Source organism: Amycolatopsis azurea DSM 43854 (genome assembly GCF_001995215.1).
Classification (GTDB): Bacteria; Actinomycetota; Actinomycetes; order Mycobacteriales; family Pseudonocardiaceae; genus Amycolatopsis; species Amycolatopsis azurea.
Genome location: NZ_MUXN01000019.1, coordinates 37499 through 52423, shown reverse-complemented (window position 1 = coordinate 52423; position 14925 = coordinate 37499). Strand labels below are relative to the sequence as shown.

The 14925-nt window shown below is 68.3% G+C and carries 14 protein-coding genes; 8 read left to right on the top strand and 6 right to left on the bottom strand.

Annotated features, from left to right (window positions below; translation table 11 throughout):
• Nucleotides 1-70 precede the first annotated feature (70 nt).
• The 3 genes from B0293_RS25060 (at nt 71) to B0293_RS25050 (ending at nt 3113) form a co-directional block, all read left to right on the top strand.
• Complete coding sequence (locus tag B0293_RS25060; protein WP_005165030.1) at nt 71-1915, top strand: acyl-CoA dehydrogenase; 1845 nt, start codon at nt 71-73, stop codon at nt 1913-1915.
• A 158-nt stretch (nt 1916-2073) separates the two neighbouring features.
• The gene (locus B0293_RS25055; RefSeq protein ID WP_005165029.1) at nt 2074-2367 is read left to right on the top strand and encodes a GlsB/YeaQ/YmgE family stress response membrane protein; all 294 of its coding nucleotides are present in this window, start codon (nt 2074-2076) and stop codon (nt 2365-2367) included.
• A 29-nt stretch (nt 2368-2396) separates the two neighbouring features.
• Nucleotides 2397-3113, top strand: coding sequence for a leucine-rich repeat domain-containing protein (locus tag B0293_RS25050; protein WP_005165027.1), 717 nt, complete (start codon nt 2397-2399; stop codon nt 3111-3113).
• A 3-nt stretch (nt 3114-3116) separates the two neighbouring features.
• On the opposite strand, the gene B0293_RS25045 is transcribed toward B0293_RS25050, so the two are convergent.
• The 4 genes from B0293_RS25045 to B0293_RS25030 form a co-directional block, all read right to left on the bottom strand.
• Entirely contained in the window at nt 3117-4976 is a 1860-nt protein-coding gene (locus tag B0293_RS25045) for a VanW family protein (protein ID WP_077241380.1), read from the bottom strand.
• A gap of 28 nt (nt 4977-5004) precedes the next feature.
• The gene (locus B0293_RS25040; protein WP_052014650.1) at nt 5005-5298 is read right to left on the bottom strand and encodes a GroES family chaperonin; all 294 of its coding nucleotides are present in this window, start codon (nt 5296-5298) and stop codon (nt 5005-5007) included.
• A gap of 40 nt (nt 5299-5338) precedes the next feature.
• Nucleotides 5339-7147 (bottom strand): NHL domain-containing thioredoxin family protein, encoded by a 1809-nt coding sequence (locus tag B0293_RS25035; protein WP_005168582.1) that lies wholly within the window; start codon nt 7145-7147, stop codon nt 5339-5341.
• 89 nt (nt 7148-7236) lie between these two features.
• Nucleotides 7237-8019 carry a class I SAM-dependent DNA methyltransferase gene (locus tag B0293_RS25030; RefSeq protein ID WP_005168585.1) on the bottom strand — a complete coding sequence of 261 codons (783 nt, stop codon included), beginning with the start codon at nt 8017-8019 and terminating at the stop codon, nt 7237-7239.
• Nucleotides 8020-8132: 113 nt separating this feature from the next.
• On the opposite strand from B0293_RS25030, the gene B0293_RS25025 reads away from it, so the two are divergent.
• A complete protein-coding gene (locus tag B0293_RS25025) occupies nt 8133-8702 on the top strand; it encodes a hypothetical protein (protein ID WP_005168587.1) in 570 nt (189 codons plus the stop codon).
• 139 nt (nt 8703-8841) lie between these two features.
• Here B0293_RS25025 and B0293_RS25020 read toward each other — a convergent pair whose 3' ends face one another.
• Nucleotides 8842-9306: an SRPBCC family protein gene (locus B0293_RS25020; RefSeq protein WP_005168589.1), complete on the bottom strand. Its 465-nt coding sequence runs from the start codon at nt 9304-9306 to the stop codon at nt 8842-8844.
• A 35-nt stretch (nt 9307-9341) separates the two neighbouring features.
• Nucleotides 9342-11687: a hypothetical protein gene (locus tag B0293_RS25015; RefSeq protein ID WP_005168592.1), complete on the bottom strand. Its 2346-nt coding sequence runs from the start codon at nt 11685-11687 to the stop codon at nt 9342-9344.
• A 276-nt stretch (nt 11688-11963) separates the two neighbouring features.
• Between B0293_RS25015 and B0293_RS25010 the strand changes: the two genes are divergently transcribed.
• The 4 genes from B0293_RS25010 to B0293_RS24995 all read left to right on the top strand — a co-directional run bounded on the left by B0293_RS25010 (nt 11964) and on the right by B0293_RS24995 (nt 14924).
• Nucleotides 11964-12302, top strand: coding sequence for a DUF3558 family protein (locus tag B0293_RS25010; protein ID WP_052014648.1), 339 nt, complete (start codon nt 11964-11966; stop codon nt 12300-12302).
• Between the two features lie 283 nt (nt 12303-12585).
• Complete coding sequence (locus tag B0293_RS25005) at nt 12586-13092, top strand: hypothetical protein (protein ID WP_005168599.1); 507 nt, start codon at nt 12586-12588, stop codon at nt 13090-13092.
• Nucleotides 13092-13703, top strand: a complete 612-nt coding sequence (locus tag B0293_RS25000) for a DUF3558 domain-containing protein (protein WP_063936681.1) — start codon at nt 13092-13094, stop codon at nt 13701-13703. The genes B0293_RS25005 and B0293_RS25000 overlap by 1 nt, the downstream gene beginning before the upstream one ends.
• Before the next feature lie 3 nt (nt 13704-13706).
• The gene (locus B0293_RS24995; RefSeq protein WP_077241379.1) at nt 13707-14924 is read left to right on the top strand and encodes a hypothetical protein; all 1218 of its coding nucleotides are present in this window, start codon (nt 13707-13709) and stop codon (nt 14922-14924) included.
• The last annotated feature ends 1 nt before the right edge of the window (nt 14925 follow it).

Below are 14925 nucleotides of genomic sequence, written 5' to 3'. Positions count from 1 at the left end.
ATATCCTGAAGTTACCGGCGAGTAGGGGACGTGTGCCCGGCCGGGGAGCCGAACACATTGGAGTGACGAAATGGGCCACTACAAGAGCAACGTCCGAGACCTGGAGTTCAACCTCTTCGAGGTACTCGGCGTGCAGGACCGCCTCGGCAAGGGCGTCCTGGCGGAATCCGACGAGGAGACCGCCCGCGGCGTGCTGACGGAGCTGAACAAGCTCGCTTCCGGTCCCCTCGCCGACTCGTACGCCGACGCGGACCGCAACCCGCCGGTGTACGACCCGAAGACCTTCTCGGTGAAGATCCCCGAGTCGTTCAAGAAGAGCTACCAGGCGCTGATGGACGGCGAATGGTGGCGGCTGGGCCTGCCGAACGAGCTGGGCGGCTTCGGCCTGCCCCCGACCGTGCAGTGGGCCGCGGCCGAGCTGATCCTCGGTGCCAACGCGCCGCTGTTCATGTACATGGCGGGCCCGAACTTCGCCGGCATCGTCGACAAGAACGGCACCGACGAGCAGAAGCGCTGGGCGCAGGTCATGATCGACCGCGGCTGGGGCGCCACGATGGTGCTCACCGAGCCCGACGCCGGTTCCGACGTCGGCGCCGGCCGCGCCAAGGCCGTCAAGCAGGAGGACGGCTCCTGGCACATCGACGGCGTGAAGCGGTTCATCACCTCGGCCGAGAACGACATGGTCGAGAACATCATGCACCTGGTGCTGGCCCGCCCCGAGGGCCCCGGCATCGAGACCAAGGCCGGCACCAAAGGCCTTTCGCTCTTCCTCGTGCCGAAGTTCCACTTCGACGGCGAGACCGGTGAGCTGGGCGAGCGCAACGGCGCCTTTGTCACCAACGTCGAGCACAAGATGGGCATCAAGGCCTCCACCACCTGCGAGCTGACCTTCGGCCAGCACGGCACCCCCGCCAAGGGCTGGCTGCTCGGCGAGGTGCACGACGGCATCGCGCAGATGTTCCAGGTCATCGAGTACGCCCGCATGATGGTCGGCACGAAGGCCATCGCGACGCTGTCTACCGGTTACCTCAACGCGCTCGAGTACGCCAAGGAGCGCGTCCAGGGTTCCGACCTGCCGAACATGCTGAACAAGGCGGCGCCGCGCGTCACCATCACCCACCACCCGGACGTCCGCCGCTCGCTCATGCTGCAGAAGGCGTACGCCGAAGGCCTGCGCGCGGTGTACCTCTACACCGCGACCTTCCAGGACCAGGTGTGGACCGGCGAGGGCGACGAGGCCTCGCAGAAGGTCGCGCACGGCGTCAACGACCTGCTGCTGCCGATCGTCAAGGGCGTCGGCTCCGAGCGCGCCACCGAGCAGCTCGTGCAGTCGCTCCAGACCCTCGGCGGGTCGGGCTTCCTGCAGGACTACCCGATCGAGCAGTACATCCGTGACGCGAAGATCGACTCGCTGTACGAAGGCACCACGGCGATCCAGTCGCTGGACTTCTTCTTCCGCAAGATCGTCCGCGACAAGGGCGCTTCGCTGGCCTACATCGCCGGGGAGATCACGAAGACCATCGAGTCGGAGATCGGCAACGGGCGGCTCAAGAACGAGCGCGGGCTGCTCAAGCAGGCGCTCGAGGACACCCAGGGCATGCTGGGCTCGCTGATCGGCTACCTGACCTCGTCGCAGGAAGACCCGCAGAACATCAACAAGGTCGGCCAGCACACGGTCCGCCTGCTGATGTCGGTCGGCGACCTGCTCATCGGCTGGCAGCTCATCAAGCACGCCGAGGTCGCCATCGGCAAGCTCGACGCGGGCGCGTCGGCGAAGGACACCCCGTTCTACGAGGGCAAGCTCGCCGTGGCGTCGTTCTTCGCGAAGAGCGTGCTGCCGGAGCTGACGTCGCGCCGCGCGATCGTCGAGGCCGCGGACAACAGCCTGATGGACATCCCCGAAGCCGCGTTCTAAGCGACTTCGTGACGAGAAGCCCCCTCCCGCGTGGAGGGGGCTTCTCGCGTTGCGAGAGGCATAGACGGCGGGTTCACCCGTAAAGGGGTATCGAGGCGCGACGAGCCGGTTTCGGTGTCACCGTTGGTTCCAACCGATTCTCCAGCGAAGGAGGAACCATGTTGGGTGGCCTTTGGGGCATCATCACCACGATCGTGGTCGGGTTGATCCTCGGCGTCATCGGCCGGATGCTCGCGTCCGGTGATCAGAAGATCCCGATGTGGCTGACGATCGTCGTCGGCATCGTCGCCGCCTTCATCGGCAACTGGCTGGCCGGCGTGTTCGGGGTCCGCGACACCGCGGGCATCGACTGGATCCGGCACGCCTTCCAGGTCGGCGCGGCGGTCATCGGCGTGATCGCGGCGTCCGCGATCTACGCGAAGGTCAAGGGCGGGCACCGCGCCGCGACCTGACCCGGGCGCGGTGGCTACGGTCGGCCCCTGTGACCACTCGACTCGAACTCAGTGGCCAGGGGCTGACCACCCTGTCCGGCGTCCCCCTTCCGGCTTCGCTCGAATACCTGGACCTCTACGACAACCGCCTGACGTCCGTTCCCGACGACCTGTGGTCGCTCACCGGGCTCCGGGTGCTGAACCTGGCCACCAACCGGCTGACCACCGTCTCGCCTTCGATCGGCGCCCTGCGGCGGTTGCACACGCTCGACCTGGGACACAACCGGCTTTCGGCGCTGCCGGACGAAATCGGCGAGCTGTCCGGGCTGACGGAATACCTCTACGTGAGCGACAACGAGCTGACCGAGTTCCCGGTCGCGTTGTGCTCGCTCGGACGGCTGAAATACCTGGGGTGCACGGACAATCGCATCTCCACGCTGCCGGAAGACCTTTCCGGACTGGCCTCACTGCGCGAACTTCGCCTGTACGGCAACGGGTTGATCGAAATCCCGGAATCGCTGGGGACGCTTTCCGCACTCCGCGAGCTGCATCTGCGGAAGAACCGGCTGACGTCGTTGCCGTCCTCGATCGGGGACCTGAGCGAACTGCGCCAGCTGGACCTGCGCGAGAACCGGCTCGTCTCGCTGCCGTCGACCCTCGCCGGGCTGTCCAAATTGGACAAACTGGATCTGCGGTGGAACAAGGACTTCCGGGAGCCGCCGTGGCTCGCGGAGTTCGAGGCCCGCGGCTGCATGGTGCTGCGGTGAGGCTCAGGCGCAGATGACCGCCGGGCGCGGCGAATAGGTCGCGTTCCGCGTCTCCCGGCGGACCTCCGTGCCGGTGACGACGTCGACGAGCACGCGGGTGTCCGAGGTGCTGAACCCGGCGGCACCGGCGTCCGGCACGCAACCGGGACCCGAACCGACCCGCACCGGCTGCGCGACGTAGGAATGCCGATCCCCGCCGACGCTCTGGACCGAAAAGCGTTTCGTGCCCCAGATCCGCACGGTCACCGAGCCGTTGGCGGGGATCACCTGGATCGCGATGCCGGTCGGGGCGTCGTTGACGATCTGCATCTCGACCGGCGAACCGTCGTCGTTGATCGCCTTCACGTCGCGCGCGACCGGGTAGCGGTCCAGGTAGTGGTCGTGCTCCAGATGCCCGCCGTCGGCCAACCCGGCCAGGTACGCGGCGTTGTAGAGCGTCGTCGCGAGCTGCGAGACACCGCCGCCGACCACGACCGGCCCGGTGCCGTCCTCGTTCGACGGCGCGGGGACGTAGCCCGCGTCCACCGTCCTCGGCCCGGACCGCGCGCCGAGGCTGAACGTCTCGTTCGGCTTCACGATGGCGCCGGAGACGCGGGTGGCCAGCGCCTGCGTGTTCGTCATCGACGGCCCACTCAGGCCGGAGGTGGTGAACTCGCCGATGACCTCGTTGATGCCGAGGACGTTCGCCGCTTCGGTGCTGACGGCCGGACTGCTGGCGTCGTAGACCGCCTTCAGCTCACGGTCCTCGCTCTTGGCGAGCGTCGTCGTGAGCGCGGAGAACGTGAGGTCCCAGTTGACCTTCCTCGCGTCCTTCGACGGCTGCACCGCCGGCCTGTCGCCGACGAAGACGATCTGCGCGTCCGCGCCGTCGGTCTCGGTCTCCTTGAGCTGCGGCTGCGCCGCCGCCCGGAGTTTGCCCTGGTCGATGCGGACTTCGAGGTTGCCGTCGTCGCGTGCGGCGAACTGGAAGGAACCCGCGATCACGTCCGGTTTCAGCGTCGCGTCCTTGCCTTCGCCGCGGATCAGGAGCGGCTTCGCGACCGCCGGGGTGACGATCTTGTCGAGCGCCGCGTGCACGCCCGGCGAGTTCGCCTTGACCGGCGCGACGTTCATCTTCAGCTCGACACCGCCGTCGCTCAGCCAGCCGTCGGTGACCGTGGTGACGGCGGCCTTGACGTCGGCGAGGGTCTGGCCGGACCGCGGTTCGACCGCGGCCGCGGCGACCGCGCCGTCGCCGCCCGCGACAGGCCGGAAGGTGATGTTCCCTTCGATCGGCGGACGGTTCAGCTGCGCGGCGGCGAGGTCGGACACGGCCTTTTCGAGCTTCGGCGCGTCCGTCCAGGTGACGACGCCGACCTCGCGGCTGGTGAAGAACGACATCAGCCGCGTGTACGGGCTCAGCGGCTGGTGCCCGGCGCGGCCCAGCGTCTGCGGCCAGTCCAGGCCGAGGCCGGACGACGTCGGGTACAGGACCGTGTGGACGTCTCCCGCCTTGACCCGCACCGGCTCGATCAGCTTCGGCTCCAGCTCACGGCGAAGCTTCGACTCGGCCGCCTTGTGCGTGAGACCGCCGACGTCGATCCCCGCGACGGTGACGCCGCGCGGGACGTCCCCGGCGCTGACGATCAGATCGACCGCGTACGCGAGCACGAACAGGCCCATGAGGACACCGGCGGCCATGAGGGCCTTGCCGAGTCCCTTGCGGAACCTCGACGCGGGTGTCGGGGGCGGATGTACCACCCTGTCGGCCTGGAAGAGCTCGTCCACCAGGCCTTCGTCGTTCTCCCGGGCGTCGTCCGGGTCCGGGAGGAGTTCGTCGGTGAACAGATCGGTGCCCGGCTCGTCGTGGTCATCGCGTACCAACTCTCACCACCCCTCCCGCGGGCCGGAGCTACAGGTACAGCCCCGTACCGTGTTCGGTCCGTTCGGTCGCCACGGCGTGGATGTCCCGCTCACGCATCACCAGGTGTCCCTCGCCCTGGATCTCGACCTCGTGCTGGTCGTCCGGGTTGAACAGCACCCGGTCGCCGGTCTTGACGTTCCGCACACTGTTGCCCACGCCCAGTACATCACCCCACGACAGCCGTCGCGCCACTTGCGCTGTCGCGGGGATGACGATGCCGCCGGAACTCCGGCGCTCGCCGTCCTCGGGGGACAGCTTCACGAGCACCCTGTCCTGCAGCATCTGAATCTCGAGTTTCGGCCGTTCCGACACAAGGACGACTCTACTTACCCGGGTCCCCCGCCATGACCAGGCTCAGCACGCTTTCTCCACCGTTTTCGAACCGCAACGGCACGCCCCAGTCCTGCCGGGTGATGCGGCACGCGGGGTGCTCGCCTCCGTCGTCACAACTCGCGGCCTGCGCGACGACCTGCAGGACGCCTCCGGTGACTCCCTCGGCGAAGCGGAGCTTGCGGAACAGATCCGTGCCGATCCCCGCGCCCTCGGCGAGCAGTTCCGGCGGCGACGCGCTGATCTCCAGCCGCGTCGACGGGCCGAAACGGTCGTCGAGCTTCTCTCCGGGCGGCGGGGTGAAGACGACGGAGAACTCCAGCTCACCCGGCGCCAGCACGGTCGGCGGGCGGCGGACGGCGTGCGCGTCCCCGGTCACGGCCTGCTCGCCGAGCGGCACCGGTCCGATCCGGTTGCCCGCCGACTCGACGACCAGCAGTTCGCCGTCGTGCACCAGCAGACCCTGGGGCTCCGCGAGACCGGTCGCGAGCGTGGTCACCCGGCGGGTGAGCGGGTCGTAGCGGCGGACGGCGCCGTTGTAGGTGTCGGCGATCGCGATGGTCTCGCCGGGCAGCGCGGCGAGACCGAGCGGATGCTGGAGGAGCGCCTGGTCGGCCGGTCCGTCGACGTGGCCGAAGGAGAACAGGTCGACGCCGACCGCGGTGTGCACGGTGAACGACTCGCCCTCGGGCTGGATCCAGCGCAGCGCGGACGTCTCGGCGTCCGCGAGCCACAGGCGTCGTCCGTCCGGCGTGAGACCGGAGGTCTGCGCGAAGAACGCTTCGTGGACGTCGCCGTCTCGCAGTCCCTCGACAGTGGTGCCGGCGAAGCGGCGGATGGTGCCCGAGACCGGCTCGAACACGCTCAGCGTGTGGTTGCCCGCCATGGCGACCACGACCCCGCCCGCGGGGCCCCACCAGGCGACGTCCCAGGGGCTCGTGAGGTCGATGTCGAGCGCTTTGCCGGTGTCGACGCCGTCGCGCCACTGACGGCCGGTTCCGGCGACCGTGGAGACCTCGCCGGTGATCAGGTCGATCCCGCGCAGCCGGTGACCGGCGGTGTCGGCGACGACGGCGTGGTATCCCGCGCGCTCCGCGACCTCGTACGGCAGCAGGGTGATCCCGGACGGCTCGGTGAAGCTCGCCAGGTCGAACGGCCCGTCCTGCGCGCCGCGGCTGCCGCTGCCGAAGCGGCGGATGATCGTCTCGCCGTCGGACGCGAACTCGACGATCGAATGGTTGCCGGTGTCGGCGACCAGGATCCGGCCCTCGGCCGTGGTGACGGCCTTGCTCGGGAAACGCAGTTCGGCGCGCTGCTCCTCGGCGGGGACGTACGGACTGCCGCCGCGGCGGAGCGTGCCCTTGGCCTCGTGGGTCGCGACGAGGTCGGCGATCACCCGGCGCAGCGCCTCGGCGTGCCCCTCACCTGCGGCGACGTGGACGACGTACCCCTCGGGGTCGACGACGACCAGCGTCGGCCACGCCTTGACCGCGTACTGCGACCAGGTGGCCATCTTCGGGTCGTTGAGGACCGGGTGGTGCACCTCGTACCGGCGGACGGCCGCCTCGATCGCGGCCGCCTCGCCCTCGTGCAGGAACTTGGGCGAATGCACGCCGACGGTCACCAGGACGTCGGCGAACTCGGCCTCCAGCGGGCGCAGCTCGTCCAGCACGTGCAGGCAGTTCACGCAGCCACTGGTCCAGAAGTCCAGCAGGACGACGCGGCCGCGCAACCCGGCGAGCGTGAGCCGCTCGCCGCCGGTGTTGAGCCACACGTCACCGGCGAGCTCGGGCGCCCGCACGCGGGACTGCGTTCGTGGAGAAGTCACGCCATGAGTGAACTACACGGGTCGCCGCTCTGTTCCGAGGTCCAGGCGTTGAGAGGGCGAGCTCACCCCAGGGGAGGAGCCTCATGTGGGTGATGAGGGGCCTTCTCCCAGACCGACACGTGCCCGGTGCTCTCGGCGGTGAATTCCGAACGGGCCCAATCCGCCCAGCGGTGTTTCGGGCGCATTCCGGCGATCCGGGCCATGAGGTCCAGCTCGGCGGGCCAGACGTAGCGGAACGGGATGCGGCGGAACCGCCCTGTCCCGTCCGGTGCCACGGTCACGTGGTTCGACGTGAACCGCTGCGTGACCACGTCGTACTGGTCGAACCCGGCGTAGCCGGCGTCGTGGTCCATCGCGAACGGGACGACGTCCTGCCCGGGCGGCATGCGGCGCAGGTCCGGCACGCCCACCTCGACGACGAACAGCCCGCCCGGCCGCAGATGCGCCGCCGCGTTGCGGAAGACGTCGACCTGGCCGTCCTGGGTGGTCACGTTGCCGATCGTGTTGAACACCAGGAAGACCAGCGAGAACTCGCCCGCCACCCGGGTGCTCGTCATGTCGCCGATCGTGACCTCGACCGCGTCACCGCCCGGCTTGTCCGCGATCCGCGCGGCCATCGCGCGGCTCAGCTCGATGCCGCTCACGGGCACCCCGCGCGCGGCCAGCGGCGCGGCGATCCGCCCGGTCCCGACGGCGAACTCGAGCACCGGGCCGTCGGAGAGGTCCTCGAGGACGTCCACGGCGGACGTCACGACTTCGGGCGCGTTCGCGCCGCCCGGGTCGTCGTAGTCCGTGGCCACACTCTCGGGGAACCAGCCGTCGGCCGGGTCGTCTTCGGAGCTCACGCTCGCGGACGCTACCGCCGGGACGGTGCGCTCTTCATCCCGTTTTCGCCGTCGCGCTCGGTCGGCGTTAAAAGAGAAGGCGCCTGCGCGGTGCGCAATTTACGCTCGAACACATGTCCACTGTTGAGCACGCCTTCACCATCGAGGAGGCACACGACCTCCAGGCGAGCTTGGCCGAACCCGTGCGTCCCGGGTTGAGCGAGGCCGAGCTCGACGACGTCGAAGCACGCTTCGGCTTCCGGTTCGCCGCCGATCACCGGACGTTCCTGTCCGCCGGGGTGCCGATCGGCGACCGCTGGCCAGACTGGCGCTGCGGCAACCCCGACCAGCTGCGGAAACGGCTGGATTGGCCGGTCGACGGGGTGCTGTACGACGTCGAACACAACGGCTTCTGGCTGCCGGACTGGGGCATGCGCCCGATCGACCTCGCCGACGCGCTTTCGCGGGCCCGCTCACACCTGGCGCACGCCCCGCAGCTGGTTCCGGTCTGCGGGCATCGGTATCTGCCCGGGATCGCCGGGAGCACGGGATATCCGGTGCTTTCGGTGTATCAGACCGACATCGCCTATTACGGCTACGACCTGCGGGGATACCTGCGGCACGACTTCGGTGACGAGCCGCTCGGCCCGCCACCGGCGGGCGGGCCGCGGCACGTCGGGTTCTGGTCGCGGTTCGTGGAATGAACGGACCGTTCATGCCTTGAGTTCGCGCTTTGGGGCCACTACATGTGGTCATTTCGCGCAAAGGAGGTCACCAAATGTGCCTCCGGCGAGAGCAAAGGTCCCTTGCTTTCTTCGCGATTCGGAAAAGTGGTGGTAAGGGTCAGGATTCGGCGGCGGCCTTCAGCCGGGCCAGCGTCGCGGCGATGTTCGCCCGGTTGGCGTCGTCCCGCTTCCAGACCCCGGTGAACAGCGACGTCGGCCCGCGCAGCCAGCCCGGCCGCCGGTCCCACGTGCTCTCCACGGCCACGCAGCCGTCGTCCGAGGCCTCGATGTCGTACTGCCAGCGCGCGACGGGAAGCCCCGCGACCGTGGTCACCTCGAACGCGAACCGCTTGCCCGCTTCGGCGTCGGTGATCGTCGAGAGAGTGCTCCAGCGACGGATCCCGTTCCGGTTACGGCCGCGGAACTTGGCGCCGACCGCGGGCCCCTCCGCCGCGCCGACCCAGCGGTGTCCCTCGTACTCCTCGGCCATGCCCGCGAGCGCGCCCGGGTCGCTGACCAGGGCGTACACCTTCTCGGGCGGGGCGGCGATCGCGATCTTTCCGGTGGCGCTGGGCTCAGTCATGACATACCTCCGTACTGAGGGTATGTGAAATACCCTCAGTTGTCCCTACGGAGCATACGACTGATACCGGCGGCGACCGTCGTCGCCAGCACCCAGCCCGACGCGGTGAACCCGGCCGCGACCCAGTTGTCCATGCCGTGCATGTACCAGCGCGACTTGTTGCCGAAGTCGACGATCGGGACCAGGAGGTCGATCGTGTACAGCACCGGGTTCCACTGCAAACCGGTGTCGTCCTGGTTGACCAGGCATCGCGGCCCGCTCACCGTGAGATTGGGTTTGGTGACGCAGTCGTCGACGCCGAGCCCGAACCACAGGCTTCCCAGCACCAGCAACGTCAACAGCCAGCCGAGCGCACGCACCGGACGGAAGCCGTAACCGACCATCGACCGCTGCAACCAGCTCCACACGCGCACGCCGGGCCCGAAGAACTTGAAGCCCTTCGCGAGCGCCACGTACCGGAATTGCTGCTTCTTCAGCAGCACCGTGGAGGCGTGCTCTTCATTACCGGACGCGCGCAGCGTCGCCGCCAGCTGGTCGTAGGGTCCCGGGCGGTAACCGTCCATCGCCTTGCGCAGCAACACGATCCGATGGTCGATCGCCCGGTCGTCGTCGAGCGCGATGTCCTCCTGCAACGCGTCGTACCGGAAATCCTCCAGCTCGATCCCGGCCGTCGACGCCCAGAACGCCTCGTTGTCGCCCAGCGTCCCGCAATGCGCGCGCCGCAGGACGATCCGGCCCTCCGGCGGAACGGCGGGCGTGAGCAGGAACTCGTCGGCCGACACATCACTGCCGTCGAGCGCGATCCCGTGCGGTGAAAGGGAACCGAGCCGTGCGCCGCGAAAATCGACGCGCCGCGCGACCTGGGCGCCGTCGAGGTTGACCCCGCCCTGCGCGACGAACGGGCGTTCCTTGTTCTCGGTGAGGATCAGGTCCCGGCCGATCCGCGCGGTGCGGACGTCCAGCGAGTAACTGGTGCGGGTGCGCGTCCCGGGCTCGGTCAGGCTCGTGCCGAAAAGGTTCACGCTGCCGCCCACTTCGGCGCCTTGGAGCCGCAGGGTGCCCTGGACGGTCGCGTCGGTGAGCTGGAAGTTGCCCGCGATCTTCGCGCGCCGCGCGGAAAAGACGTCGCGGCGCGGGTGCAGGAACATCGAGTTCCACGCCAAAACGTTGCCACCGATGGTGATGTCGGCCATGCGCAGCTGCCCGGACGGCACGCGCAGGCTCGTCGCCTCGAGGTCGCCGCCGATCGTGGTGCCGTCGAGGTGGATCGCGCGGTCGTAGTAGGGAATGCTGTGCCCGCGGACGACCTGGACCTCGGCACCGGCGAGGCGCAGCGAACCCCCGACCCGGGCGTTGACCATCCGCAGCGTCCCGGTCGCCTGCATACCGTCGCTCAACTCGAGGTTCCCGTTGATCGTCGACCGATCCGCGACCAGCGCCGGCCTCGGATCGATGTACGGGTCGTTCGACTTCCACGCGTCGACGACGATCGGCCCGGCCTGGTTCACCGACAGCTTGGCCTCGCGGAAAATGACGTCACTGTCCACAGTGGCGCTCGGCAGGAACATGATCCCACTGGCGGAGAAGCGTTTCCGCTGCGCGGCGGGCCCGTAGTTGTCCACTTCGCACAGCAGGCTGCCGCCGATGTGGATCCCGTTCCCGTTGAGCGCGAAGCCATCCCGGTTGTTCAGCGTCGCGCCCGAGAAGTTGACGTTACCGCCGGCCCGCATACCCGGGATGCGGACTTCTCCGTTGGCCACCAAGCGATACGCCAGCAGCGCGCCGACGATGTTGACCCGGTCGGCCTGGATCGCCTTGCCGCGTGGATGGGTGATCACCGTGCGGGTCAGCACGACCGAGCCCTCGATGACCGCGTCGGTGAGGTTGACCGCCGCGTTCGGCATCCCGCGCTCGCGATCGTCGCCGCGCTGGACCGTCGTCTCCTCGACCTCGTGCTCGGCGTCGACGTGCACGACACTGCGGATGAGGCGGACGTCGTTGCGGGTGCGGAGATTGCGCGCCTTGAGTCCGGGCAGCCAGCACTTGCGGAACACCAGCCCGAGCAGATGCGCCTCGCGGACGTCCGGCGGATGCTCGAACCGGCACCGCTCGAACCGGAACAGATACTTGATGTCGGCCGCGCGCAGATCGAGCGTCCCGGTGATGTAGGCGTCCTCGACCTGCACGATCGGCGCGTTGGTCGCCTGACGGCGCCACCGCAGCAGACCGGTCGTCCCCGGCTTCATCAACTCGGACGCCGGAACCTCGTACCGCTTGTCCGGGTTCGGGTCGAACGGGTCGAGCGGCGGCAGCGACGCGTCCCCGTTCGGCTCACCTTCCCCCGGTTCGCGCGGCCCGTTGTTGCGCCGAAAGCCCGGCATCGTCTCGCTTCCCTCCCCCGTCGTTCCCCGGTCACAAGCGAAGCCGATCACCCTCGGGATTCGCAAGTGGGCCAGGACATCAGACCCGAACCTGTCACCGGACCGCGACGGCGGAACGGCCATCGCGGGTTCCGGACCAGGCCGTTCGCGTCCGCTTCGGTGATCTTGGCCGGACTCGCCGCCTGGGTCGCTTTTCGCTGCTACGGTCACGCACCGGAGTCAGCAGTGGACTACGGGTAGGTCGCGCCCTTCGCGACCCGTGCGGGGAGGCACGACATGAAGCGTTTCTTGCTCTTGGCGGCCGCGGCATCGCTCTTGGCCGGCGGTTGCGGCACTGAGACAGCTGGTACTGCGGTGACGAGCGCACCGTCCTCGGCGCGGCTTCCGTCCGATGGGGCGCCGGCGGTGGCCGACCCGATCACCAGTACCGCGGCCGTCGAGGCTGATCCGTGCAGCGCCGTCCCGACGGGGGAGATCGAGGCGATCGGCGGCAAGGTCAAGCGCTCACACCTGGAGCAGTTGACTATGGGCAACGCCTGCGCCTGGGTCTTCCAAGAATCGCCAAGTACCGTGAGCGGCGGCCTTGTCACCGGCAATAAAGATGAGTTGAGCTAGCTATACGCGCAAAACGCCCGAGGCGGTCTCACCACCTTCAAGCCGGTGGCCCCGATCAACGGGTATCCCGCGGCGATCTACGCCAACGGCGGCGAAGGTGAGGGGACCTGACCGGACAATTACCTCTTTCAGGCCAGGCCGCTCTGATCGTCCCATCTTTCGATGGTGATCTTTCGCGGAACAGCTGATCAGCGATCTACCTGCTGCTATCGTCACCGGTTGGAGTCAGTGGTGAACTACGGGTAGGCCGCACCCCATCGCGGCCCGTGCGGGGAGGCACGACATGACAGGACCGGGAAGTGGCCCTCAGGGGGTCTACAACCAGCTCAACACGACGCCGCCGCAGGCACCGCCGCCGGGGTCGGGGCTGATCCAGGGCGCCACCGCGGCGCCACCACCACCGGGCCCGCCGCCGAACTACGGCGAGCTGGGCAAGGGGCAGGCGCAGGCTGATTTCGCGTCGGCCTCGGCGAACGGTGGTTGGGAGTTCGATCCCGAGGCCATGGACAAGGTGATCAAGTCTCTCGAAGACTGCCTGGAAAACGACTTCCGGAAGGCACGACGCGAAGCCGACGTACTGAATCAGATCCAGCCGCCGGGTCATGAAGTAGGCAGTGAGGGCTATACGGTCGCGGCGAACAACTCAGGCACTGCCTACCAGGCCTTCATGCAAGGGGCTTGGGACTACACGAACTCCTACCTGGACACTTTGAGGCAAATTCGGACTGCTTACCAAAATCAGGATCAAGCAGCCATCGACGCGCTCCGCCGGATCGGGAAGGCCGATTGATGCACCACGCTTGGAAGATCGTGTCCGTAACCGCAGTGGGAACCCTGCTGCTTCTCAGCGGATGCAGCGATCCGAAGACGGGCAATGCGACCTCAGCCGCCCCGACAGCACCTCCCTCTGCCCGGCTCCCGGCCAACGGCGCCCCTGGCGTGACGAACCCGATTCTGAATACCGCCCAGGCCGAATCAGATCCCTGCAGCACGGTGGCCACCACCCAGATCGAGGAAATCGGTGGAAAGGTCGAAAAGACGGAGGTCGACGACGGGACCTTCGGCAAAAGCTGCGGTTGGATCTTCGAAGCGGGCCCGAGCAGCGTGACCGCGGGCCTTCTACCTGGAAACAAAGATGGGCTGAGCAGCCTTTACGCAAAACATGCGCAGGGTGGGCTGTCCACTTTCAAGCCGATCGACTCGATCGAAGGATATCCGGGTGTCATCTACGACAACGGCGGAGAAGGAAAGGGGCGGTGCGTGCTCGCCGTGGGCGTTCGCGACGATCTCACCTACACGGTCACGCCGCTCCTGGCCACTGGTAATCCCATGTTGTCGGATCCCTGCGGTTTGGCCACCAAGGTCGCTTCCGCGGCGATCAAGAAGCTCAAAGGAGCTTAGGCCATGACCTACAGCGGATGGGAGATCTTCACCAAACTCAACGCCAATCCCTCGACGACGGAAACTCTTGACAAGGCCCAGGTCGCCTCGCACAAGTTGATGGATTTCCACCACAAGTTCAGTACAGCGATGGAGAACAGCCAGACGGCGTTGAGTTCCTTCTGGAAGGGCAAAGCCGCCGACAGCGGAGCAGCGGGCCTCGCCCCGCTCATCGCGACCTCCAAGATCGCGGGCGAGAACATGGACCGCGCCCGTCAGTCGATGTACGACCAGAACGCCTCCTTCCACTACACGCGCGGCAACGTTCGCCCGGTCGAGAAGGAGCGCGCGGGGGACAGCGGGCCTGAGGACATCGTGTCCATCGGCGCGAGTGACGACGAGATCGCGGCCGCGAAGTTCGACGCGGACACCAAGCACAACGTCGAGATCTACGAGCCGTACTACCAGAGCACCCAGCCGCGGCAGTCCTCGCTCGCGCCGGTTTACCCGGCCGCGCACGATCCGAACGTCTCGTCGGGGCCGATCACGGCGGATCCGATCGATCCCGGGACGAAGGTCAGCGGGTTCACCGGCGGCCATGGCGACACCGGCGGACGACATGGTGGACCCGGTGGATACACCGGCGGCCCGAGTTCGTACAGCGCGCCGCCGGGGGCCGAGGGGTATCAGGCGCCGCGGCCGCCGCAGATTCCGCAGCCGCCGAGGATGCCGCAGCCTCCGCAGCAACCGGTCCGGCGGCCGAACGACGGGACCGATCTTTCCTCGGTGAAGACCCCGCCTGGGATGCGGCCGGGTGAGTTCCGGCCGCCCGTGTTCGGGCCCGGAAGCGGCGGACCCGGGGGTGGCCCGGGAGGTGGCGGCGGTGGATTCGGCCCGGGGACGGACGGATTCAGCGGCGGATTCGGGCCTGGCGGCGGTTTCGGTCCGGGTGGTTCGACGGGCGGTCCGGGCAGCATGGGGCCTGGTCGCGGCGTCGGCGCCGGCGGCATGCCCGGCGAGGGCGCGATGCGCGGACCCGGCGGGACACCGGCGGGCGGCGCGGGGGCGGGACGTCCTGGCGCGCCGGGCATGGGTGGCGGCGGCATGGGTGGCGGCAAAGGTGGCAAGGGCGGCGAGGACGAGGAGCACCAGCGCAAGATCACGTTGCAGGAAGAGGACGGCGACTCACTTTTCGGCGGCTACGACGGCGACAAGCCGGTTCCGCCGGTGATCGGCGCGTGAC

Bases quoted from the DNA above. Each gene is read 5' to 3' on its own strand.
- B0293_RS25025 (WP_005168587.1), top strand. From the start codon at position 8,133: ATGTCCACTGTTGAGCACGCCTTCACCATCGAGGAGGCACACGACCTC.
- B0293_RS24995 (WP_077241379.1), top strand. From the start codon at position 13,707: ATGACCTACAGCGGATGGGAGATCTTCACCAAACTCAACGCCAATCCC.
- B0293_RS25000 (WP_063936681.1), top strand. From the start codon at position 13,092: ATGCACCACGCTTGGAAGATCGTGTCCGTAACCGCAGTGGGAACCCTG.
- B0293_RS25005 (WP_005168599.1), top strand. From the start codon at position 12,586: ATGACAGGACCGGGAAGTGGCCCTCAGGGGGTCTACAACCAGCTCAAC.
- B0293_RS25015 (WP_005168592.1), bottom strand. From the start codon at position 11,687: ATGCCGGGCTTTCGGCGCAACAACGGGCCGCGCGAACCGGGGGAAGGT.
- B0293_RS25020 (WP_005168589.1), bottom strand. From the start codon at position 9,306: ATGACTGAGCCCAGCGCCACCGGAAAGATCGCGATCGCCGCCCCGCCC.
- B0293_RS25040 (WP_052014650.1), bottom strand. From the start codon at position 5,298: ATGCTGCAGGACAGGGTGCTCGTGAAGCTGTCCCCCGAGGACGGCGAG.
- B0293_RS25060 (WP_005165030.1), top strand. From the start codon at position 71: ATGGGCCACTACAAGAGCAACGTCCGAGACCTGGAGTTCAACCTCTTC.
- B0293_RS25055 (WP_005165029.1), top strand. From the start codon at position 2,074: ATGTTGGGTGGCCTTTGGGGCATCATCACCACGATCGTGGTCGGGTTG.
- B0293_RS25010 (WP_052014648.1), top strand. From the start codon at position 11,964: ATGAAGCGTTTCTTGCTCTTGGCGGCCGCGGCATCGCTCTTGGCCGGC.